The following is a 21,788-nucleotide window of genomic DNA, read 5'->3' on the forward strand; positions in this document are numbered from 1 at the left end:
CCCTTTGGGGAGGTTAGGAGGGGTAAATGTTTAAAAACTATTTAACCGTTGCGTGGCGAAACCTTGTTAAGAACAAGGCACATACGCTTATCAATATTACAGGCCTGTCGGTAGGTATGGCAGTAGCTATGCTTATTGGCCTGTGGATCTGGGATGAGTTATCGTACAATAGAAACTTTGATAATTACGACCGGATAGTTCAGGTATGGCAAAACCAAACATTCAATGGAGTAACAGGCTCGCAAACGGCTATGCCTATACCTCTGGGTTATAAGTTGCGGAACGACTATAAGCACGATTTTAAATACGTGGTGCTCTCCTCCTGGAACTATGGGCACATCATGGCCTATGGAGAAAAAAAGCTGACTAAGGAGGGAAGCTACATGCAGGCCGAAGCGCCTGATCTGCTTACTTTAAAAATGCTGAAGGGCACACGTGATGGTTTGAAAGATCCATCATCTGTTTTACTTTCGGCAACATTGGCCAAGGCCTTGTTTGGTGATACCGATCCGATGCTTAAAACCATCAAAATAGATAATGTATGGAATGTTAAAGTGACCGGCGTTTATGAAGACATGCCGCATAATTCCGAGTTTCGCGAGCTGGGTTTCATAGCGCCATGGGATTTATATATGACTACCGCCGCCTGGTTAAAACGGGCCGAAACACGTTGGGGCAATAACTCCTGGCAAATTTTTGCTCAGCTGAAGCCTGGTATCAACGCCAAAAAAGTATCGGCCGAGATCAAAGATCTTAAACTGCGTGCGATTAAAGCGCAGGGAGACGACGTTGGCGCCAGCTTTAAACCGGTAGTATTTCTGCATCCAATGAGTAAATGGCACCTTTACTCGAGCTTTAAAGATGGCTTTAATGTTGGCGGCGATATCAAATTTGTATGGATGTTTGGTATTATCGGCGTGTTTGTGCTGATGCTGGCCTGTATCAATTTCATGAACCTGAGTACCGCCCGTAGTGAGAAACGTGCCAAGGAAGTGGGGATTCGTAAAACGGTGGGCTCGTTAAGGAGCCAGCTGATCAGCCAGTTCTTTATCGAGTCGGTAATATTAGCGTTGTTCGCATTTTTAATTTCGGTTTTACTGGCGCAGCTCACGCTATCGTGGTTCAATGGCGTGGCCGATAAAACCATGCACATCCTTTGGGGCAACGCGGTTTTCTGGCTGCTGGGTTTAAGTTTCAGCATTATCACAGGGCTAATTGCCGGTAGTTACCCGGCATTTTATCTGTCGTCCTTTCAACCGGTTAAGGTTTTGAAGGGTACATTCAAGGCCGGCCGCTATGCAGCAGTGCCGCGTAAAATACTGGTGGTACTGCAGTTTGCTGTGTCGGTTACGCTAATCATCGGCACTATCATCGTGTTCAGGCAGGTGCAGTTCACCAAAAACAGGCCTATCGGTTATGAACGTACGGGGTTGGTACAGATAGATATGCGTACCGATGAAATTCATAAACATTTTGAAGCCGTAAGGAACGATCTGCTTAAATCGGGGGCTATTATTGAAATTGCCGAGTCTGGTAGCCCGCTTACTGCTGTGTACTCCAATAACAGCGGCTTAAACTGGCGGGGAAAACCTGCCGGTTTACAGGATGACTTCGCCACGATAACCCTTAGTCCGGAGTTTGGCAAGGTTGCCCAGTGGAAGTTAATTGAAGGCCGCGATTTTGAACGCAACAATGCAGGCGATTCGTCAAGCATGATTGTAAACGAAACTGCCGCCCGTTTCATGAATTTTAAGCACGCTGTAGGCGAAACAATCGACTGGGGCAAAAAATTCAAGATCATAGGCGTGGTAAAGGATATGGTGATGTCGTCGCCATATGAGCCGGTTAAGTCATCGATATTTGTGCTGGATAATGATCCGGGCGGGCTTGTGGATATCCGTTTAAACCCCAAAATGAGCGCCCACGACGCTATTGCCAAAATTGAGTCAGTTTTTAAACAATATGCGCCCGGCAGCCCGTTCGAATATAAGTTTACCGACGAAGAGTATGCCCGTAAATTCACCAACGAAGAGCGCATAGGCAAACTCGCCGGGTTCTTTACGCTGCTTGCCATTTTTATCAGCTGCATGGGCTTGTTTGGTATGGCATCATTCATGGCCGAACAACGTACTAAGGAGATTGGTGTACGCAAAGTGCTGGGTGCTTCAATATTTAGCCTATGGCAATTAATGTCGAAGGAATTTGTGCTTCTGGTATCGGTATCATTATTGATAGCCATACCAACAGCTTATTACTTTATGCAGGGCTGGCTGCAGGATTATAAATACCGGGCCGATTTATCATGGTGGATATTTGGCCTCACCGCAATAGGAGCTATCGTCATAACGCTGCTCACCGTAAGTTATCAAAGTATAAAAGCAGCTTCAATGAACCCGGTAAAAAGTTTGAAAACGGAATAGAGTAGTTAGTGATTAAAAATTAAAGATCAGTTTTACCCCGTTGTCGTGCCCTCACGACAACGGGGTGGGAGTTTTCTGGACCTAAATTTATAGAATTTAATGAATTAACCGGATGCCAGGCAAATTCCAAAAATCTTTAATTCGTTTAATTCGAGTTCAGACATTCTGAGTCAGGCAATAACAAATACAAACACCGTAATGTCAATCTTACATCCACGCATAACGGTTTAAAGCATTATCCTTTCGGCATTCGGCACAAAATCTTACATTTGCCTGTCAATTTGGCTCTAACGGCTGCTATGGCGCAATTGTTGAACCGGGTTGTATCATAATAAAATAATATGTTAAATTTTATCAGTAAGCTTTTCGGAAGCAAATCAGAACGGGATGTAAAAAGTATACAGCCTATAATTGAGAAAATTAAGGCTGAATATGCTAAGCTTGGCTCCCTGAGTAATGATGAGCTTAGGGCTAAGACCATATATTTTAAAGAAACCATTGCCGAAGGCCTTTCTGGTATCGACAGTGAGATACAAGCCATTAAAGATCGTACAGAAAACGAGCTTGATATGGATGTAGCCGAAAAAGTTGAGCTTTATACTCAGCTTGATAAGCTTGAAAAAGACCGTAATAAAGAGCTTGAAGATATATTGATGAATATATTGCCCGAGGCATTTGCTGTAGTTAAAGAAACAGCAAGCCGCCTGGCTGCCAATAGTTCATTAGAAGTTACCGCTACCGAGTTTGACCGCACGCTGGCTGCCCGCAAACCAAACGTTACTATTAAAGGCGATAAAGCTTTTCATAGCAGCACCTGGATAGCAGCCGGCAACGAGGTTACCTGGAACATGGTTCATTATGATGTACAGCTGATTGGCGGTACTGTACTGCACCAGGGTAAAATATCGGAAATGGCCACAGGTGAAGGTAAAACGCTGGTAGCCACGCTGCCTGCGTACTTAAACGCCCTTGCCGGACAAGGTGTTCACATTGTAACGGTGAATGATTACCTGGCCCGCAGGGATAGTGAATGGATGGGCCCGCTGTATGAGTTTCATGGTTTATCTGTTGATTGTATCGATAAGCACGAGCCGAACTCTGAGCAGCGCCGTGCCGCTTATTTGGCTGATATTACTTTTGGTACCAATAACGAATTTGGTTTTGATTACCTGCGTGACAATATGACACGCAGCCCTGAAGAACTGGTACAACGCAAACTGCATTATGCCATGGTGGATGAGGTTGACTCCGTTTTAATTGACGACGCCCGTACACCTTTAATTATATCAGGCCCTATACCACGTGGTGATGAGCATGAGTTTTATGAGTTGAAACCACGCATCGAGCGTTTGGTTAATGCGCAAAAAAACTACGTCAACGGCGTATTGAACGAAGCTAAGAAAGCTATTAACGACGGTAATACCGATGTTGATGGTGGTGGCTTAGCTTTGTTACGTGCTTTCCGTGGTTTGCCAAAAAGCAAAGCATTAATCAAATTTTTGAGCGAAGGTGGTAACCGTACCATCCTGCAAAAAGTAGAAAATCACTATATGCAGGATCAGGGCAAGGAAATGCCTAAGGTTGACTCTGAATTATTCTTCGTTATTGACGAAAAGAACAACCAGGTTGAACTTTCTGAAAAAGGTATTGAGCTGATCACCGCCTCCGGCGAAGATCCGCATTTCTTTGTGATGCCTGATGTAGGTACCGAAATTGCTGAAATTGAAAAATCATCCTTAAGCGCTGAAGAAAAGATTGCCCGTAAAGACGAGTTGATGCGTGACTTCTCCATCAAATCTGAACGTATCCATTCGGTTAACCAGTTACTGAAAGCTTATACCCTGTTTGAAAAAGATACCGAATACATTCTTGACGAAGGAAAGGTAAAGATAGTTGACGAACAAACCGGTCGTGTATTGGACGGCCGCCGTTACTCTGATGGCTTACACCAGGCTATTGAGGCTAAAGAAAACGTAAAAGTTGAGGATGCTACCCAAACTTTTGCAACCATTACCCTGCAAAACTACTTCAGGATGTACCATAAGCTTTGCGGCATGACTGGTACCGCTGTTACCGAAGCAGGCGAGTTTTGGGAGATTTACAAACTGGATGTGGTTGAAATACCAACCAACACCCCAATTACCCGTGATGACAAGCAAGACCTTGTTTACCGTACTGTACGTGAAAAATACAATGCGGTGGCCGAGGAAATTGTTAGTCTTACTCAGGCTGGTCGCCCGGTACTGGTTGGTACAACGTCGGTTGAGATCTCGGAGTTATTGAGCCGTATGCTTAAACTGCGCGGTATCAAACATAACGTACTGAATGCCAAGATGCACCAGAAAGAGGCCGATATTGTGGCCGAAGCTGGTAAGGCCGGCACTGTTACCATTGCTACCAACATGGCTGGTCGTGGTACGGATATTAAACTGGGCCCTGGTGTTAAAGAAGCCGGTGGTTTAGCCATTGTGGGTACCGAGCGTCACGAATCGCGCCGTGTTGACAGGCAGTTGCGCGGTCGTTCTGGTCGTCAGGGTGACCCGGGCTCTTCACAGTTCTTCGTATCGTTAGAGGATAACCTGATGCGTTTATTCGGATCAGAGCGGATCTCAAGCTTAATGGTACGCATGGGTATTGAAGAAGGAGAAGTGATCCAACACTCCATGATCTCCAAATCAATTGAGCGTGCACAGAAAAAAGTGGAAGAAAACAACTTCGGCATTCGTAAACGTTTGCTGGAATATGACGACGTGATGAACTCACAGCGTACGGTGATCTACACCAAACGTAAAAACGCCCTATTTGGTGAGCGTTTGGACGTTGACCTGAGCAACACCATTTTTGATGTGGTTGAGGACATTGTTACCGAATATAAAGAAAGTGCCAACTACGAAGGCTTTACCTTAGAAGTGATCCGTTTGTTCTCGGTTGATATTGAGCTTAGCGCTGACGAATTTACTGCAAAAACAATTCCGGCGTTAACTGATCTGACCTTCCAAACGGTAATGGACTTTTATAAACGTAAACAGGAAGCAGTTGCACAACAGGCCTATCCGGTTATTAAAGACGTTTATGAAACCCGCGGTCAGTATGTTGAAAACATTGTTGTTCCGTTCAGCGACGGGATCCACGGTATTCAGGTGGCTGTTCCACTTAAAAAAGCGGTTGAAAACCACGGTCACGAGGTATTTAAATCTTTCGAGAAAAACGTTACCCTGTACCTGATCGACGATGCCTGGAAAGAGCACCTGCGCGAAATGGACGAGTTAAAACAATCGGTACAAAACGCGGTTTACGAACAAAAGGACCCACTGTTGGTTTACAAGTTTGAGGCCTTTGAATTATTCCGCGGCATGCTGGCCAATGTGAACAAGGAAATTGTAAGCTTCCTGTTCCGCGGTGGCATCCCGGTTCAGCAACAGGCCGAAGAGGTAAGGGAAGCAAAGCCCGAACCAAAAATGGACCTGCGCAAAATGAAAACCACCAAGGCTGAAGTTGTAAACGAAAGCAACGGTGTGCCGATGGATGATTTTCCGCAGGAGCCGCAAAAGATCACCCCGGTAAGGGTTGAAAATAAAATTGGCCGTAATGACCCTTGCCCTTGCGGTAGCGGTAAAAAATACAAAAACTGCCACGGTGTAGGGCAGAATTAATATAAAGCCCGTGAAAACGGGCTATAATAACCACGTCATTGCGAGGTACGAAGCAATCCCAAACTGTACAGGGCGAGCTTTTATAGCTGCTCTTCCAATCGGGGATTGCTTCGTACCTCGCAATGACGGTTAAAAAAGGGTGTCATGCTGAGCCTGTCGAAGCATGGTTGGCAGGGCTCTTACACGCGCCCCTTCGACAGCCTCAGGGTGACAGGCCTTTGCGCAAGTTTCGTCCGCTATTAATGCCAAATAATAATTTACCATATGAAAAAAGCAGTATTTGATCATCAAGCTAAATCAGCCGTTATCAGATACTGCTTTTTTGTTTTATTACTGCTTGCATCAACCCAAGGCTTTGCACAAACCCGCGGCAAGGTTGAAGTGATCAAAGACCCGCTGGTTGACAGTCTGATAGCTAAAAGATTTACGCTGAACAGTACAGCAGGTACCGATGCTGCCGGTTATTCATCCTACGGCTACCGCGTACAATTCTTCAGCGGCTCAAACCGAAAGGATGCCTATAACGCGCAAAATCGGTTGCAACAGCAATATCCCGAACTGCGTACTTACATCAGCTATCGCGAGCCCAACTTTAAAGTGAAAGCAGGCGATTTTCGTACACGGCTCGAAGCTGAAAAACTGGTACAGGAACTGCGCTCGTCGTTTTCGAGCATATTCATCATTTCCGAAAAAATAAATCTTCCTAAAACGGATCCTAATAATGATTAAAGAGCAAATACAGGAATTATCCGCAAAAATATTCAATGAGGTAGTGGCCAATCGCCGCCACCTGCATGCTAACCCGGAGCTTTCGTTTCATGAACTGCAAACCTCGGTGTTTGTAGCCAACAAGCTTGAAGAGCTTGGCCTGGAATACCATAAAATGGCTGATACAGGTTTGGTAGCCCTTATTAAAGGCGAAAAACCGTCTGACGCCGGCAATGTGGTTGCATTGCGTGCCGATATGGATGCGCTTCCGATATTGGAAGCCAATGATGTTCCGTATAAATCGCAAAACCCGGGCGTGATGCATGCCTGCGGCCATGATGCGCACACGTCATCATTATTAGGTACAGCTAAAATATTAACCGAATTGAAAAGTCAGTTTGCAGGCACCGTTAAACTGATCTTTCAACCGGCCGAAGAAAAACTGCCCGGCGGTGCAAGCCTCATGATTAAAGAGGGCGTTTTGGAAAACCCAAAACCGGCTGCCGTATTGGGTCAGCATGTTATGCCTTTGATTGATGCCGGAAAGGTGGGTTTTCGTGCAGGTAAATATATGGCCTCAACTGATGAACTTTATGTTACTGTTAAAGGTAAAGGCGGCCACGGTGCCCAGCCGCAGCAAAATATCGATCCGGTTATCATCACCGCACATATATTAACCGCGCTACAGCAGGTGGTGAGCCGTTTTGCCGATCCTAAAAGCCCATCGGTATTATCATTTGGTAAGGTAATAGCCAATGGGGCTACCAACGTGATCCCGAACGAGGTTTACCTTGAAGGTACTTTCCGCACCATGGATGAGAAATGGCGCGAGGAAGCTCACAAACGCATGAAAAAAATGGCTGAAGGCATTGCCGAAAGCATGGGCGGAAGCTGCGATTTCAATATCATGCGTGGTTATCCGTTCCTGATCAACGAAGAAAAATTAACCCATGCCACCCGCGGCCATGCCGAAGCTTACCTGGGGAAAGAAAACGTGCTCGACCTGGACATCTGGATGGCTGCCGAAGATTTTGCTTATTACTCGCAGGCTGCCAGCAGCTGTTTTTATCGCCTCGGTACCCGTAACGAAGCCCGGGGAATAACTTCATCTGTGCACACACCTACTTTTGATGTGGAAGAAGATGCATTTAAAATAAGTACCGGTTTGATGGCTTATTTGGCGGTTAAACAACTCGGCAACTAAAAACCATGTCATTGCGAGGTACGAAGCAATCGCGAACTTTGCAGATCCGCTCTGTATTGCATGCGATTGCCGCGCTACGCTCGCAATGACATGCTGTAAAAAGCAATCAATGAAAAAACTACTCCTGATCCTTATCCTTACAGGCGCAAGCCTTTTCACCAAAGCTCAGCAAATCAATCGCTTTAACCCTGATACTATCCGTACTATTGTTATCGATTCATTGGTTGATATCCGCTCACATAAACTCAATGTGCAGGATTTCATAGATGCCGTATTGGCCGATACAGGCTTTTATAAAGCCTTCCAGAATATGAAAGGCTTTGGCTTCACTGCCGAAAACCGAATTTTTACTTACGACAGCAAGAACCGGGTAAACGGGCGCATCTACCGTAAAATACTCCACAGCAACGCAGCCGGTAAACATAAAATAGAATACGTTGCTAAAAAGGACAGTGGTGATGTTTACAAAAAGAACGGCAAGTACCAGTTGTATACGGTTGAGATGTTCGATTTTATTTTCATGAACGCCTATAACTCTGATTTTACTAAAGGTGATGCCCTGCCGGGATCGGGAGGTAAAAATGAATCATACAAAAGCAAACTCAAAACGCTGATCTTTACGCCGGGCCGTAAAGTAAGCGGGATCCCTTTCATCAGCAGCAAAACGGAAATTTTCTCTAATGATATGCGCCAGTATTATTATTACGAATTTGCGCGTGGTAAATACCTCGACACCATTCCTGTTTACCGCTTTAAGGTGAGGTGCAAGCCGAGCACATCCGACAGCGATACCATGATCAAGGAAATGACCACCATTTTTGATGAGCGTACCTTTCAGATCCTTGGCCGCTATATCGATATGAAATTCAGCAACATGTTCTTTGATTTTAATGTGCAGATGGACATCGAGCTTAATAATTTCCAGGGCGAACCGCTACCTACAAAAATTACCTACCAGGGTAATTGGAATATTCCTTTTCATAAGGAAGAGCGTGCAAGTTTCTTGATTGTACATAAGGAATATAAGAAGGAGTAAGCATTTTTATTTTAGCCCAACACCCGGCGGGAGCAGGGCATAGCAAGAGGTAAATCATGTAGTTTATAGGATAAAAAACTGATCTCTGACTGCCACCCTGGATCTTGGACTAAACTAAGCCATCAATCGGTGAAATCAAACAGGTTAAAACTTAATGATCTTTTCAATCTGCTCATTGACAAATTTTATGGTATCGGGCTTAAATAGGTGCCCTTCTTCATCAAACTCTTTGTGTATGGCCGCTATATGTAATTTAAGCGCCATAATGTTGAGGTGCAGGTAATGGCAAACGCCGGTAAAATGGTCAACCCCGCGGATATTACCATATTTGCCCGATGATAAGCCTACTAACGCCGCTTTTTTATCATAAAAACTTTCGGGGAAACTACAGGCATCAATGAAAACCTTAAGTACACCCGGGAAGCTGCCGTTATATTCGGGGATAAGGAATATGAATTTATCCGTATTGGCAACTATTTGTTGGATAGGCTCAAATGCCGCGCTGCGTTTGTTGTAGAGGTCGGTTTCAATAACGTTTGGGGGCAGCTGAGCAAGTGATAAGATGCCCGCTTCAACACCCTTTTCCTGCAGTTTTTGCTGATAAACCTTAGCAAGTTTGAGCGTTGAGCTTCCCGGTCTGTTGGTTGACGATATTATGGTTATCATTTATTATTAGTAAATTGCTGACTGATCTGATTAGTAATATCGTTGCTGGATAATTTGTAATGTTTTGTTAATGAATGCTTTAGTAATAAATATGATTAAGTAATAATATTTATTAATTGCCGCACTGATAATTCACTAATTTGATCAATATTGTTTGTAAATAGGCAAAAGCTGTGGAATTCTACATTATTTAATTCCGTATCTTTATCACCGGATAAAAACTTTACGAAAGTAGAAATTTCTGTTTCTATTTAACGTTGTTATAAATCACAGAACTATAAATTTTTTTAAACTATAGAATGAGTAAAATTATTGCTTTAGCCAACCAGAAAGGCGGCGTAGGGAAAACTACATCATCTATAAATCTGGCTGCAAGTTTAGCTGTATTAGATTATAAAACCTTGTTGGTTGACGCCGACCCGCAGGCTAATTCAACTTCGGGCATTGGTTTCGATCCCCGCAATATAAAAAACAGTATCTATGAATGTATCATCAATGAGGTTGACCCTCATGAGGCCATTCAGAAAACTGAAACTCCAAATCTTGATTTATTACCCGCACATATTGACCTGGTAGGTGCCGAAATTGAAATGATCAATTTAACCGGCCGTGAGTTTAAAATGAAACAGGTATTTGAAAAAGTGAGGGATGAATATGATTTTATTATTATCGATTGTTCGCCGTCATTAGGTTTGATCACCATTAACGCTTTAACCGCTGCCGATTCGGTAATTGTACCGGTACAGTGCGAGTATTTCGCGTTGGAAGGTTTGGGCAAATTGTTAAATACCATTAAAATAGTTCAATCGCGCCTTAACCCGCAACTGGAGATTGAAGGTATTTTGTTAACCATGTACGATGTGCGTTTGCGTTTGAGCAATCAGGTGGTTGATGAAGTTAGGACCCATTTTGAAGATATGGTTTTTGATACCATTATACAGCGTAATACCCGTTTAAGCGAGGCCCCGAGCTTTGGCGTATCGGTAATTATGCATGATGCTACCTGTAAGGGTGCAATAAATTATTTAAACCTTGCCCGCGAAATTCTGGAAAAAAACGGGTTGGTTAAGGGTGAACAGGCAACAGCTACAGCAACAGTATAGTAAATGAGTGGTGAAAAGAGAAATGCCCTGGGCAAGGGACTGAGTGCGCTATTAAACGACACGCCTAACGTACAACCATACCAAAACAGAAACAGGGAAACAGCAAGCCCGGCCGAGGTAAATGACCTTGGCTCGGTTAATGAAATAAAACTGGCCGAAATTGAGGTTAACCCGTTTCAGCCACGTACCGATTTTGATGAGCAGGCACTGGCCGAGCTTTCAGAGTCGATCAAACTGCAGGGTTTAATTCAGCCGATAACGCTCAGGAAAATAGGGGCACATAAATATCAGCTGATATCAGGCGAGCGTCGTTTTCGGGCGTCAAAGCTGGCTGGCCTAACCCAGATCCCGGCTTATGTGCGTACTGCCAATGATCAGCAAATGCTGGAAATGGCACTTATTGAAAACATTCAGCGCGAAAACCTGAATGCTATTGAGGTTGCCCTGAGTTTTCAGCGCATGATTGAGGAATGTAACCTGAAGCAGGAAGAACTGGGCGACAGGGTGAGCAAAAACCGCTCAACAGTAACCAACTACCTTCGCCTGTTAAGGTTGCCGCCGGTTATCCAGGCTTCTATTCGTGATGGCGAGCTTTCAATGGGGCATGCCAAAGCTATTTTAACGCTAACCGATCCTGCCAAACAATTATTTATACATCAGCATATTATAAAGGAAGGTTTATCCGTTCGTAAGGTTGAAGAACTGGTAAGAGAGATGCAAAAGTCGCCGGTAAAAAAGGAAGGCAAACAGCCCGAGCCGGTATCATATCAGTTGCAAAAGATCCAGGATGACCTGGCTTCAAAATTTAGTACAAGGGTAAAGCTAAAAGTTGGCAGCCGTGGAAGCGGTGTTATCGAGATCCCTTTCCTTTCGGAAGATGACCTTGGCCGCATCCTTGAAATGCTTGATTGGTAATTGTTAATTTAAGAAATGTATAAATTCCTGTTTTTTTTAGTTGTATCCGCTTTTTTTATTTCTGCTGCACAGGCTCAGGTAGTTGATAGTACGGGGAGTAAAAAAAGTGATACGCTGAAAGTAAAGCATCCTGTTAAAACCCCGTCGGGCTCATTTGCCCCAAAAATTGATCCCGCCAAAGAAAAGATCTATCATCCCGATAGTACCCATATTCCGCATAAAGCGGTAATACATTCTTTGATGATACCGGGCTGGGGACAGGTGTACAACCACAGATGGTGGAAAGTGCCGTTAATTTACGGAGGTTTAGGTTTGCTAACCTCGGCCATTATATATAACCAGCATTATTACAAGGAATATTTAACATTATCAAGATACCGCCAGGGTACTCCTCCTAATCCCGGCGACCCTTATTATACAGAATATAACCTTTATAAAGATGTGCCCGATGCCAACCTGAGCGATGCCCGTGAAAATTCAAGGCGTAACCGTGATTTGAGCATACTGGGCTTTTTAGCTGTATGGGGTATCCAGGCTATTGATGCTTATATCGATGCCAAGTTCATCCACTCATACACGGTGGATAATAATTTGTCGTTCAAAGTAGCTCCGGGTATAATTAATCAGCCGGTTTATGCGCAGGGCGCTAATAATGCTTATATTCCGGGTATAAAAGTTACCTTTACGTTTTAATAAGGAAAACCACTATACCTGAAATGAAGATAGCGTTACTTGGCTACGGAAAAATGGGCAAAATCATCGAAAAGATAGCCCTTAGCCGCAAGCATGAAATTGTACTTACCATTGATCATGAAACCCTTCATGACCTTACAACCGAAAACCTGCAAAAAGCAGATGTGGTAATTGAATTTACTACCCCGGCATCCGTATTATCAAATATCGAGCATTGCTTTAATGCCAATGTGCCTGTTGTTATTGGTACTACAGGCTGGTACGAGAAATTACCGGAAGTAAAACAGCAATGTATTGAGGGGAATAAGGCGCTATTATGGGCTTCAAACTTTAGCGTTGGCGTTAACGTGTTTTTTTACGTGAATAAGCTGTTGGCTAAAGTCATGAACAAGTACCCTTATTACGAAGTACAGGTTGAAGAGATCCACCATACCCAAAAAATGGATTCGCCAAGCGGTACGGCAATAACCATCGCCGAAGGCATCATTAACAACACCGATACCAAAAATGAGTGGATTAATGTATTAACTACCGACGACAGCGATGATGATGCGAATGTTGCTCCTAATCAATTGCTTATAGAATCATTAAGGATTGACAGTGTACCGGGCACACACACTGTTATTTATGATTCGGAAGTGGATAGCATCGAATTTAAGCATACCGCCCATAACCGCAATGGGTTTGCTTTGGGAGCTGTACTGGCTGCCGAGTGGCTGCACGATAAAAAGGGTTTTTACTCTGTGGAAGCCATGTTTGATTTTAACAGCTAATAGCTTTTTAATATAAATGGCAATAGCGGGCTATATAGGGTTTTATATCATTACAGGCCCGCTATTGATTTTAATACTGGCCGGATACTGGAAACTTTTTGAAAAAGCTGGTCGCCGGGGGTGGGAAGCGCTGATCCCGGTTTACCATCTTTATATTATGCTCAAGTTAAGCCAGCGACCGTTGTGGCTGCTTTTACTGCTTTTAATACCGGGCATAAACTTTATTATAAGTATCGGTATCCTCATTGATTTTATTAAATCGTTTGGCAAGGTGGGCATAGGGCAAATCACCATGTCGGTGCTGTTGCCTTTTATTTTTATCCCCAAGTGGGGCTTTGATAAAAACACCCGTTACGTTGGCCCGTCGGCAAGTGACGATTTCAGGGAAAAATACCGTGACCTTGATAAATCACCTGTGCGGGAATGGACGGAAGCTATCCTTTTCGCTATAATAGCGGCAACGGTTATTCGCGGGCTTTTCCTCGAGGCTTTCACCATCCCTTCGTCATCTATGGAGAGCTCACTAATGGTAGGCGATTTTTTATTTGTGAGCAAGATCAATTACGGTGCACGCCTGCCTATAACCCCCATAGCATTTCCATTTGCACACCACACTATGCCGCTCACCGGTACTAAAGCCTATTGGGATGGTATTAAGCTGCCCTACTATCGGCTGCCGGGTTTCAGCGAAGTGAAAAAGGGTGATGCAGTAGTATTTAACTATCCAATGGATGCCGATTCGCCGTTTTACCGCCCTGTAGATAAGCAGGAAAATTATATCAAACGGTGCCAGGGCACACCCGGCGATACCATAAGGCTTGAGTACGGCCAGGTATACGTAAATAACCGTTTGATAGCCGCCCCACCCAACGGAGAAATGGAATACCGGGTACGTACAAATGGCTCGGGAGGCGGGTTTGGTCCCCATACGCGATACAACCTTCATCTGTCGGATATTCAACAGTTTACCTCGGTTGATTTTACAGCGAATATGACTGCACAATCGGCCGAAAAGCTAAAAAAGTATCCCTATATCAAGGCGGTGAAGCCCGATATTAAGTTAAGAGGGGTGTATGATCATGAGGTTTTTCCGCATGATCCGCGCTTTAGATGGAATGAGGATAACCTGGGGCCAATTATTATTCCGCGAAGAGGCTGGACGGTAAAGCTGGATAGCATGACCATGCCTTTTTATCGCCGGGCCATTGAGGTGTATGAAAATAATAAAGTGCAGGTTAAAGGGAACGGAGTTCTTATTAATGGGAGCAAAGCCGATAGTTATACCTTTAAAATGGATTACTATTGGATGATGGGCGATAACCGGCATAACTCTGAAGATTCGCGTTTTTGGGGCTTTGTGCCCGAAGACCATATTGTAGGTAAAGCCGTATTGGTATGGATGAGCTGGGATGCCAATTCGCCTTCATTTTGTAAAATAAGATGGGACAGGGTATTTAGAAGGATTAATTAGAGAAATATGCAGATGTGCAAATTCCGGATGTGCAGGTGAGAGATTAAATAATTATCAATTTGTGCCCTAATAATAGGAATCTATAATTAATATGAGGGAGCGTAACATATAACGTGTAACATATATCTTATACATAAAATATAAACATTAAAAAATCTGCACATTTGCACATCTGAAATTTGCACATTCGATACATCATATGAACTGGAAATTCTGGAAAAAGAAAGATTCAACTAAAGTAAAAATGAAAAAAAGTGCGCTTCGTGAATGGGGCGACGCTATCATATTTGCAGTAATAGCCGCCACCCTTATCCGTACGCTGTTTATCGAAGCCTACGTTATCCCCAGCGGTTCGATGGAAAACTCACTTTTAATTGGTGATTACCTGTTTGTGAGCAAGGTTAACTATGGCGCAAGGATGCCAATAACGCCTGTTTCGTTTCCTTTTATGCACCACACCACTCCCTGGGGCACTCAGGCCTATTGGGGGGGAATAAAATTGCCTTATTACCGCCTGCCAGGACTAAGTGATATAAAGAAGCAGGATATCGTGGTTTTTAACGCGCCGATAGAGGCCGATTCTCCTTATTTCAGGCCGGTGGATAAGCGCGAAAACATTATCAAACGCTGCCAGGGTACTCCCGGGGATACCTTAAGCGTAGTTAACGCGCAGGTTTATATTAACGGTAAAGCCGCTCCAAATCCGGAAAGGGGAAAGGAAGGTTATTTTGTTGAAACCAATGGGCAGGAATTTAACCCGGCTATTTTGAACGAGCTTAAGATAGATATCAGGGGCAATACCGGCAACCGTTATGAAATGATGATGTCTAAGGAATCGGCAGCTACTTTGAAAACTTATTCAAATGTAAAATCAATTGTGCCGGCGGTAACACTAAGAGGCACCAGCGATCCGCTGAACCCGGTTTATCCTGCCAAGTACCCGCGTTATAAGATCACACCTAATTTTCCTGACTTTAAATGGAATGTTGACAACTACGGCCCAATCATTATCCCTAAAAAAGGCTGGACAGTTAAATTGGATAGCCTGACTTTCCCGGTTTATGGCCGCGCTATCGAGATTTATGAAAATAATAAAGTAAATGTTGTGGGTAAGGATATCATGATTAACGGAAAAAAAGCCGATACTTATACCTTTAAGCTTAACTACTATTTTATGATGGGTGATAATCGTCATAATTCGGAAGATTCGCGCTTTTGGGGTTTTGTTCCGGAAGATCACGTAGTAGGCAAAGCTTTATTTACCTGGATGAGTATTGACAGTACAGCCAGCTTCTTTAATAAAATAAGGTGGAACCGGTTGTTCAGGGGCATACATTAATTGAAAATATAAAAATACCAAAGTGAACGTTTTAGGATTTGTAATAACATTTATTGTTTTAATCATATTGCCTTATATAGGCTTATGGAAATTATTCGAAAAAGCCGGCCGGCCGGGTTGGGAAGCTATAGTGCCCTTGTACAATTTATACATCATGATCAAACTGAGCGGCAGGCCGGGCTGGTGGTTTATATTATTGCTGATACCCGGTTTGGGCTTTCTTGTTGCCTTGGGTATAACTATCGATTTTATTAAATCATACGGTAAGTTCACGTTTGCAGAGCATTGCGCCGGCATTGTGCTGCAGTTCATCTATTTCCCAAAATGGGGTTTTGATAAGGATACCAAATATTTGGGCCAATCTGCAAGCCCGGAATTCAGGGAGAAGTACAAGCGGGCACTTAAGAAAACCCAGGCACGTGAGTGGGCTGATGCCATCATTTTTGCGGTAATTGCTGCTACACTCATCCGTACGCTATTTATCGAGGCTTATGTGATCCCCAGTGCTTCCATGGAAAGTTCATTGCTTATTGGCGATTACCTGTTTGTAAGCAAAGTGAACTATGGAGCGCGTTTACCCATGACGCCAGTTGCATTTCCTTTCGCACATCATACCATGCCGCTTATCAATACCAAAGCCTATTGGGACGGTTTGGAATTACCATACTACCGCCTGCCGGGTTTAAGCGATGTTAAAAAAGGTGATGTGGTAGTGTTCAATTATCCTATGGATGCCGACTCGCCTTATTTCAGGCCGGTTGATAAACGCGAAAACTATATCAAACGCTGTCAGGGTACCCCGGGCGATACGCTGAGCGTAGTTAAGGCCCAGGTATTTATAAATGGGAAAGCTGCTGTTACCCCACCAAAAGGCGAGATTACTTATGATGTTAAAACAGATGGGAATGAGCTTAACCCGCAGATAGCAACAGATTTGCATTTGTCGGATATTTCATCGGTAAATAATACTGAGTTTATTACCAATACTACCGAGGAATCGGCAAAGGCACTGAGGGGATATTCAAACATCAGGTCAGTTACTCCGCGGTTAACTCCGCCGGGGGCGTCCGATCCGATGAACCCGGTTTATCCTGCCATTTTCTCCAACTACAAAATAGGAGCTAACACTCCCGACTATAAGTGGAATGTAGACAATTTCGGCCCTGTCATTGTACCTAAAAAGGGCTGGACAGTAAAGCTGGATAGTTTAACCTTCCCGATCTACGGTCGTGCGATTGCCGTATATGAAGGCAACAAGGTTGAAGTGAACGGTAAAGACATTCTCATCAATGGAAAAAAAGCTGATAGCTATACCTTTAAACTCAACTACTATTTTATGATGGGCGATAACCGTCATAACTCGGAAGATTCACGTTTCTGGGGCTTTGTTCCTGAAGATCATATTGTGGGTAAAGCACTGTTCATTTGGATGAGTGTTGACGACAATGCATCGTTTATCCACAAGATCCGCTGGAGCAGGCTGTTTAATCTGATCTATTAGCCCCCTAACCCCCTGAAGGGGGAATTAAAGTGAAAAGCCTGTTTTGAGGAGCAAAACAGGCTTTTCACTTTAATAAAATCACTGCCGCGGGCTTTCAGCCCGTGGTTTAGTATGGTTTCAGCTTTCGGCTGAAGCTCCGTAAGCTGAAAGCTGACTTTGTGGTTACCACGGGTTACGCTGCGCTAAACCCGCAGCAGCGGGCTAATATTGAACCTCTCCGCCAGTTTATTCAAATCTTCTAAAACCGCATCAACCAAAGGAATGCCGTTTGCCATCCTGTCGGCTTCTGCTTCAAGTTCCGGCTCACCAGGGATAATGACCTTTTGTGACGGATCAACTGTGCTTGAAGATTTAAACCGCTCCACCCAGTTATCTAAATGATCTTTAAACTCATCAACAGGACGGAAGCCATCCACGCGCATAGCACCTAAAAAGTGACCTATACCTGCGCCCACCGGGTCATTCGGCGGATCAAGAAAGGCCACGAACGGCGGTACCCATGGACCGTAATTGGCTCCCGATAGTACCGCGGATAATATATCAACTGTCGCACTTAAACCAAAACCTTTATGACTGCCATGGTCGCGGTCGCTGCCGAGAGGCAGGAGGGAACCGCCGGTCTTTAGCGCATGCGGATCGGTAGTATAGCTGCCTTCTTTATCCTGGATCCAGCCTTCGGGAACCTGCTTGCCTAAGCGCTGGGCTATTTCCAGTTTACCGTTGGCAGCTGCTGAAGTTGCCATATCAACAATTACCGGGGGATATTTTCCTGCCGGAAAAGCATAACACATTGGGTTGGTACCTAAAAGCCGTTCATTAGAAAAGGTAGGAGCAACCAGTGGACTGGCATTGGTCATGGCAAAGCCGATCATATTTTTCTCCACAGCCATTAACGCATGATAACCAGCAATACCAAAATGGTTGGAGTTACGTACTGATACCCAACCCGATCCGTATAGCTCAGCTTTTTTAATGGCCACCTCCATGGCAAACGGAGCTACTACTAAACCAAGGCCTGCATCGCCATCTACAGTGGCTGTTGTTGGCGTTTCATACACTACCCGGATGTTAGGCGTGGGATTAATGCGTTTCTTCTCCCACAGGCGTACATAGCCGCTCAGGCGGGCCACGCCATGCGAGTCGATACCACGGAGATCGGATTTAAGCAACACGTCGGCTGCTAAAACCGCATGTTCATGGCTGCAGCCAATAGCTTTGAATATGTTTTCGGTAAATGTGCGTAGAGTGGATGGCGATATCAGCATACGGCAAAGATAACCGTTGATTTTTAAAATGATTACGTTGATCTCGCTGATAAGGTACCTTTATACACTTGATTTGAGGCTCGCCTGATATCGGTTTCCTAATGGTAATATCTGATGTTAAATTTGCGTTAGGGATAGAAGCGGATACCGGCCAAGTGGCTAAGGCCCTGTGTAGTATGAGCGGATAGCCCGGGCCGAAGGTAACGCCATAATTAGTAAAAAAAACCTTTTGAGTTAGGCACAAGTGAGCCATATCCCATAGGCAGCCACGCAACACTTGCGCCAAAAGAAAGATATGAAACGAACTTCTTCTAATCTTCAATCACCAACCTCTAACTCTACCCTCAAGCCATCGCAAACTCGGGCTTTACTTCGCTCAGGTGTTTGTTGTACCAGTTGGTGCTGTTATATCGGGCGTTTATTTCGTAGATCTCGGGTTTTAGGTTCAGCAGATTAAGGATATCCTGGCATGAAAAACGGTTGCAAACCGGGTACAGCTCTTTAAATACGCGCTCGATGAAATAAAAATCCTCGGGGTGGTCAAGCGCAAAACGATGTGACATGGAATAATCCAGGCCGGTTTCCCAGGTTACGTTGCCGATGTTAAAGATAAGTGGGTTTTCATAGATGTATGGCGAGGTATGCTCCAGATCATGAGGGCGACCGGCATTTTCCCAGGCTTGTTTGAGGCAGGCCATGGTTATTACTTCTACATCGTTACCGTCGGGATAGGTGGCCGGGTACAGATTGCTCACATAATCAAACTTTTGCCTGTTGCTGAAAAAATATTCAAGCACTTTATCAATGATCCGCGGATCGATCAGCGGGCAGTCGGAAGGGATTTTTACTACTACATCGGCATTGAAAAATTTGGCCGCCTGGTAATGCCTGTCCAACAAGTTGCCAAGGCTGCCGCGATAGCAGGGAATGTTAAGGGTTTCGGCCTCTTGTGCTATAACATCATCTTCAATAGCTTCCGAGGTGGCAATGACAATGCTGGCCTGGTGCTGGATCATATCCAACCGCTCAACCATGCGGGCCAATAAACTTTTACCCAATATAGGCAGCATTACTTTGCCATATAAACGACTTGATGCCATGCGGGCCGGCACAATGATCACTACACGCTCATCCATCTTTTCCGGAAATTTGAGGTTTATCAAAAAAACATTAACCGGGTTAAATGTATAATGGTAAGGTTTAAATATGGCGAAGTTTATATTATGAAATTGTTAACCTGCAGGTTGATCTACAAAAAATAAAACCCGGCACAATGGCCGGGCCTTACAACACAGGTATAGGTTATTTAATAATAGTAAACGTTGGTTTGAATATCTGCACTTAGTTTTTTATCGTCGGTTGCTGCTTTAATACCCTGCAGCCACACGGTATATACAGAACCCGCCCGAAGGTTAACGTTAGTAAGGCTGGCTAATACCGTAGTAGTGCCTTTTTGACGAATGTTAAGCGTGTAGGTAACATTGCCTTTAATAGTCACAAAATCAGATACCTGCTTGTATGCTTTGTTTGATGCCAGAACCGAATCTTTTGAAGTAACCAGGTCAACCGTACCGGCATCGGCGCTGAGATTTGCCAAACGGATACTGGCCATCCCGGCAGCCGGCTGAATGATAGAATCGGCAACAAAAATTACATCGCGTTTACCTGCTGTGTTGGCAAGGTATACCGAGTAAAGTTTTTTAGCTACGAGGGTGATGGTATCGTCTGCAACTTTTTGCTTTGTGCCCGAAACATAAAAGGTTGCTGTTCTTTTACCTGGGTAGGCATTAATATAATCTATACCATGACCGTAACGAATTGGGAAATTATTGGCCCTGTTGGGCTCAAGATAAAAATCAACCGGATCAGAATCGGGTGAGGCATTGATGACTGAAACAAGTGCCACCGGAGGCTGAACGTAGTTGTTGTGATCTTTTAAACACGAGCTGAGTGTTGTTGCCAGCAAACACACCATCCCGATAATGCCTGCCCGCCTTGTTAATTTTTGCTGAACTGTTTTCATAAAATAAAATATTGGTAGTAAACTGATATTTTAACTTTACGTAACCAGCAGGCATTACGCTACTTTGGATTAAAAATTTTAACCCCGGTGTGATTAGCATAAATACGTTTGAGCTTAGGTTTTAGTATGCAAGGGATAGGGGTTTCAATTGTAAAAAAATAGCGGATAAAAATTATCCGCTATTGTAAATAAGTTAATGGATTATACAACAGGGATAGTGCCTCCATCTATAGTAAATTCGCTTCCGTTTAAATAAGCAGCACGGTCTGATACCAGGAAGGCTACCAGTTCGGCAACTTCTTCAGGCTCTGCCGGGCGGCCCATGGGGATGCCCCCTAACGAATCCATAATGGTTTTTAGTGCTGCTTCTTTGTCACCGCCGTTTTGTGAGGCCAGGTTGTCAATCATACCCTGTGCCCCGCCGGTATTGATAAAACCTGGCGCTACCGAATTAACCCGCACACCTCTTGGTGCAAGCTCCTTTGAAATGCCTTTGCTATAATTACTCAGGGCTGCTTTTGCTGCTGCGTATGGTAATGTTGCCTCGAAAAGCGGCATTTTACGTTGTATGGACGAAATGTGCACTATCACCCCTTGTTTTTGATTAAGCATGGTTGGCAGCAATCCTCTGTCTAACCTAACAGCCGCTAATAAATTGGTTTGCAGGGCTGCTTCCCAGTCTTCATCACTTAGCACCATAACTCCGCCTGCCGGCGATTCAGAACCTCCAAGGTTGTTGATCAGGATGTCTATACCTCCCAAGCGTTCAAGGGTTTCTTTAATCACTATATCAGTACCCGCTTTGGTGCTGAGATCGGCCTGGATAAACTGTTTAGGGTCAATATCTGTTGGCTGGGTACGGGCTGTGGTTACGATATTGGCGCCACCTTTAAGCAAGCGCTCAAAAATGGCTTTGCCTGCACCTTTTGTTCCGGCTGTAACCAGGATCTTTTTACCATTAAATTCATTTGGATCGATATTGAAATTTACCTTTGCAATCATTTTACTCTCTTTTTTG

At 44.2% G+C, this 21,788-nt stretch carries 17 protein-coding genes; 12 read left to right on the forward strand and 5 right to left on the reverse strand.

Annotated features, from left to right (window positions below; all coding sequences use genetic code 11):
* Positions 1 to 26: 26 nt before the first annotated feature.
* From FHW88_RS21645 to FHW88_RS21665, 5 genes are all read left to right on the forward strand, one after another.
* On the forward strand, positions 27 to 2,420 hold the full coding sequence (locus FHW88_RS21645) for an ABC transporter permease (protein ID WP_176627885.1): 2,394 nt from the start codon (positions 27 to 29) through the stop codon (positions 2,418 to 2,420).
* Between the two features lie 341 nt (positions 2,421 to 2,761).
* Complete coding sequence (gene secA / locus FHW88_RS21650; protein ID WP_176627886.1) at positions 2,762 to 6,073, forward strand: preprotein translocase subunit SecA; 3,312 nt, start codon at positions 2,762 to 2,764, stop codon at positions 6,071 to 6,073.
* Positions 6,074 to 6,337: 264 nt separating this feature from the next.
* Positions 6,338 to 6,802: an SPOR domain-containing protein gene (locus tag FHW88_RS21655; protein ID WP_176627887.1), complete on the forward strand. Its 465-nt coding sequence runs from the start codon at positions 6,338 to 6,340 to the stop codon at positions 6,800 to 6,802.
* Positions 6,795 to 7,985, forward strand: coding sequence for a M20 family metallopeptidase (locus tag FHW88_RS21660; RefSeq protein ID WP_090529452.1), 1,191 nt, complete (start codon positions 6,795 to 6,797; stop codon positions 7,983 to 7,985). Before FHW88_RS21655 ends, FHW88_RS21660 begins: the two co-directional genes overlap by 8 nt.
* A 109-nt stretch (positions 7,986 to 8,094) precedes the next feature.
* The gene (locus FHW88_RS21665; RefSeq protein WP_176627888.1) at positions 8,095 to 9,021 is read left to right on the forward strand and encodes a hypothetical protein; all 927 of its coding nucleotides are present in this window, start codon (positions 8,095 to 8,097) and stop codon (positions 9,019 to 9,021) included.
* Between the two features lie 144 nt (positions 9,022 to 9,165).
* Here the strand turns inward: FHW88_RS21665 and FHW88_RS21670 are convergent, their stop codons facing one another.
* The gene (locus FHW88_RS21670; protein WP_176627889.1) at positions 9,166 to 9,687 is read right to left on the reverse strand and encodes an NADPH-dependent FMN reductase; all 522 of its coding nucleotides are present in this window, start codon (positions 9,685 to 9,687) and stop codon (positions 9,166 to 9,168) included.
* 299 nt (positions 9,688 to 9,986) lie between these two features.
* Here FHW88_RS21670 and FHW88_RS21675 point away from each other — a divergent pair, with 299 nt between their 5' ends.
* The 7 genes from FHW88_RS21675 (at position 9,987) to lepB (FHW88_RS21705) (ending at position 17,482) form a co-directional block, all read left to right on the forward strand.
* Positions 9,987 to 10,790 carry a ParA family protein gene (locus FHW88_RS21675; protein ID WP_090529444.1) on the forward strand — a complete coding sequence of 268 codons (804 nt, stop codon included), beginning with the start codon at positions 9,987 to 9,989 and terminating at the stop codon, positions 10,788 to 10,790.
* A gap of 3 nt (positions 10,791 to 10,793) precedes the next feature.
* Complete coding sequence (locus tag FHW88_RS21680) at positions 10,794 to 11,705, forward strand: ParB/RepB/Spo0J family partition protein (protein WP_090529441.1); 912 nt, start codon at positions 10,794 to 10,796, stop codon at positions 11,703 to 11,705.
* A gap of 15 nt (positions 11,706 to 11,720) precedes the next feature.
* Entirely contained in the window at positions 11,721 to 12,398 is a 678-nt protein-coding gene (locus FHW88_RS21685; RefSeq protein WP_176627890.1) for a DUF5683 domain-containing protein, read from the forward strand.
* 23 nt (positions 12,399 to 12,421) lie between these two features.
* Positions 12,422 to 13,171, forward strand: a complete 750-nt coding sequence (dapB, locus tag FHW88_RS21690; RefSeq protein ID WP_176627891.1) for a 4-hydroxy-tetrahydrodipicolinate reductase — start codon at positions 12,422 to 12,424, stop codon at positions 13,169 to 13,171.
* A gap of 16 nt (positions 13,172 to 13,187) precedes the next feature.
* Positions 13,188 to 14,642: a signal peptidase I gene (gene lepB, locus FHW88_RS21695; protein ID WP_176627892.1), complete on the forward strand. Its 1,455-nt coding sequence runs from the start codon at positions 13,188 to 13,190 to the stop codon at positions 14,640 to 14,642.
* Positions 14,643 to 14,841: 199 nt separating this feature from the next.
* Entirely contained in the window at positions 14,842 to 15,981 is a 1,140-nt protein-coding gene (gene lepB / locus FHW88_RS21700) for a signal peptidase I (protein ID WP_176627893.1), read from the forward strand.
* 22 nt (positions 15,982 to 16,003) lie between these two features.
* Entirely contained in the window at positions 16,004 to 17,482 is a 1,479-nt protein-coding gene (gene lepB / locus FHW88_RS21705) for a signal peptidase I (protein WP_317171377.1), read from the forward strand.
* A gap of 182 nt (positions 17,483 to 17,664) precedes the next feature.
* Here lepB (FHW88_RS21705) and FHW88_RS21710 read toward each other — a convergent pair whose 3' ends face one another.
* From FHW88_RS21710 to FHW88_RS21725, 4 genes are all read right to left on the reverse strand, one after another.
* On the reverse strand, positions 17,665 to 18,747 hold the full coding sequence (locus tag FHW88_RS21710) for an Ldh family oxidoreductase (protein ID WP_176627894.1): 1,083 nt from the start codon (positions 18,745 to 18,747) through the stop codon (positions 17,665 to 17,667).
* Between the two features lie 344 nt (positions 18,748 to 19,091).
* Positions 19,092 to 19,910, reverse strand: coding sequence for a cytidylyltransferase domain-containing protein (locus FHW88_RS21715; protein ID WP_255485393.1), 819 nt, complete (start codon positions 19,908 to 19,910; stop codon positions 19,092 to 19,094).
* A 143-nt stretch (positions 19,911 to 20,053) separates the two neighbouring features.
* Positions 20,054 to 20,770, reverse strand: a complete 717-nt coding sequence (locus tag FHW88_RS21720; RefSeq protein ID WP_176627895.1) for a DUF4397 domain-containing protein — start codon at positions 20,768 to 20,770, stop codon at positions 20,054 to 20,056.
* A 201-nt stretch (positions 20,771 to 20,971) separates the two neighbouring features.
* Positions 20,972 to 21,772: an SDR family oxidoreductase gene (locus FHW88_RS21725; RefSeq protein WP_176627896.1), complete on the reverse strand. Its 801-nt coding sequence runs from the start codon at positions 21,770 to 21,772 to the stop codon at positions 20,972 to 20,974.
* Between the last annotated feature and the right edge of the window lie 16 nt (positions 21,773 to 21,788).

It is taken from the genome of Mucilaginibacter sp. SG538B (genome assembly GCF_013376065.1).
GTDB lineage: Bacteria > Bacteroidota > Bacteroidia > Sphingobacteriales > Sphingobacteriaceae > Mucilaginibacter > Mucilaginibacter rubeus.

Coding starts and splice junctions, on each gene's coding strand:
- FHW88_RS21645 (WP_176627885.1), top strand. CDS start 27: ATGTTTAAAAACTATTTAACCGTTGCGTGGCGAAACCTTGTTAAGAAC.
- secA (WP_176627886.1), top strand. CDS start 2,762: ATGTTAAATTTTATCAGTAAGCTTTTCGGAAGCAAATCAGAACGGGAT.
- FHW88_RS21655 (WP_176627887.1), top strand. CDS start 6,338: ATGAAAAAAGCAGTATTTGATCATCAAGCTAAATCAGCCGTTATCAGA.
- FHW88_RS21660 (WP_090529452.1), top strand. CDS start 6,795: ATGATTAAAGAGCAAATACAGGAATTATCCGCAAAAATATTCAATGAG.
- FHW88_RS21665 (WP_176627888.1), top strand. CDS start 8,095: ATGAAAAAACTACTCCTGATCCTTATCCTTACAGGCGCAAGCCTTTTC.
- FHW88_RS21670 (WP_176627889.1), bottom strand. CDS start 9,687: ATGATAACCATAATATCGTCAACCAACAGACCGGGAAGCTCAACGCTC.
- FHW88_RS21675 (WP_090529444.1), top strand. CDS start 9,987: ATGAGTAAAATTATTGCTTTAGCCAACCAGAAAGGCGGCGTAGGGAAA.
- FHW88_RS21680 (WP_090529441.1), top strand. CDS start 10,794: ATGAGTGGTGAAAAGAGAAATGCCCTGGGCAAGGGACTGAGTGCGCTA.
- FHW88_RS21685 (WP_176627890.1), top strand. CDS start 11,721: ATGTATAAATTCCTGTTTTTTTTAGTTGTATCCGCTTTTTTTATTTCT.
- dapB (WP_176627891.1), top strand. CDS start 12,422: ATGAAGATAGCGTTACTTGGCTACGGAAAAATGGGCAAAATCATCGAA.
- lepB (WP_176627892.1), top strand. CDS start 13,188: ATGGCAATAGCGGGCTATATAGGGTTTTATATCATTACAGGCCCGCTA.
- lepB (WP_176627893.1), top strand. CDS start 14,842: ATGAACTGGAAATTCTGGAAAAAGAAAGATTCAACTAAAGTAAAAATG.
- FHW88_RS21710 (WP_176627894.1), bottom strand. CDS start 18,747: ATGCTGATATCGCCATCCACTCTACGCACATTTACCGAAAACATATTC.
- FHW88_RS21720 (WP_176627895.1), bottom strand. CDS start 20,770: ATGAAAACAGTTCAGCAAAAATTAACAAGGCGGGCAGGCATTATCGGG.
- FHW88_RS21725 (WP_176627896.1), bottom strand. CDS start 21,772: ATGATTGCAAAGGTAAATTTCAATATCGATCCAAATGAATTTAATGGT.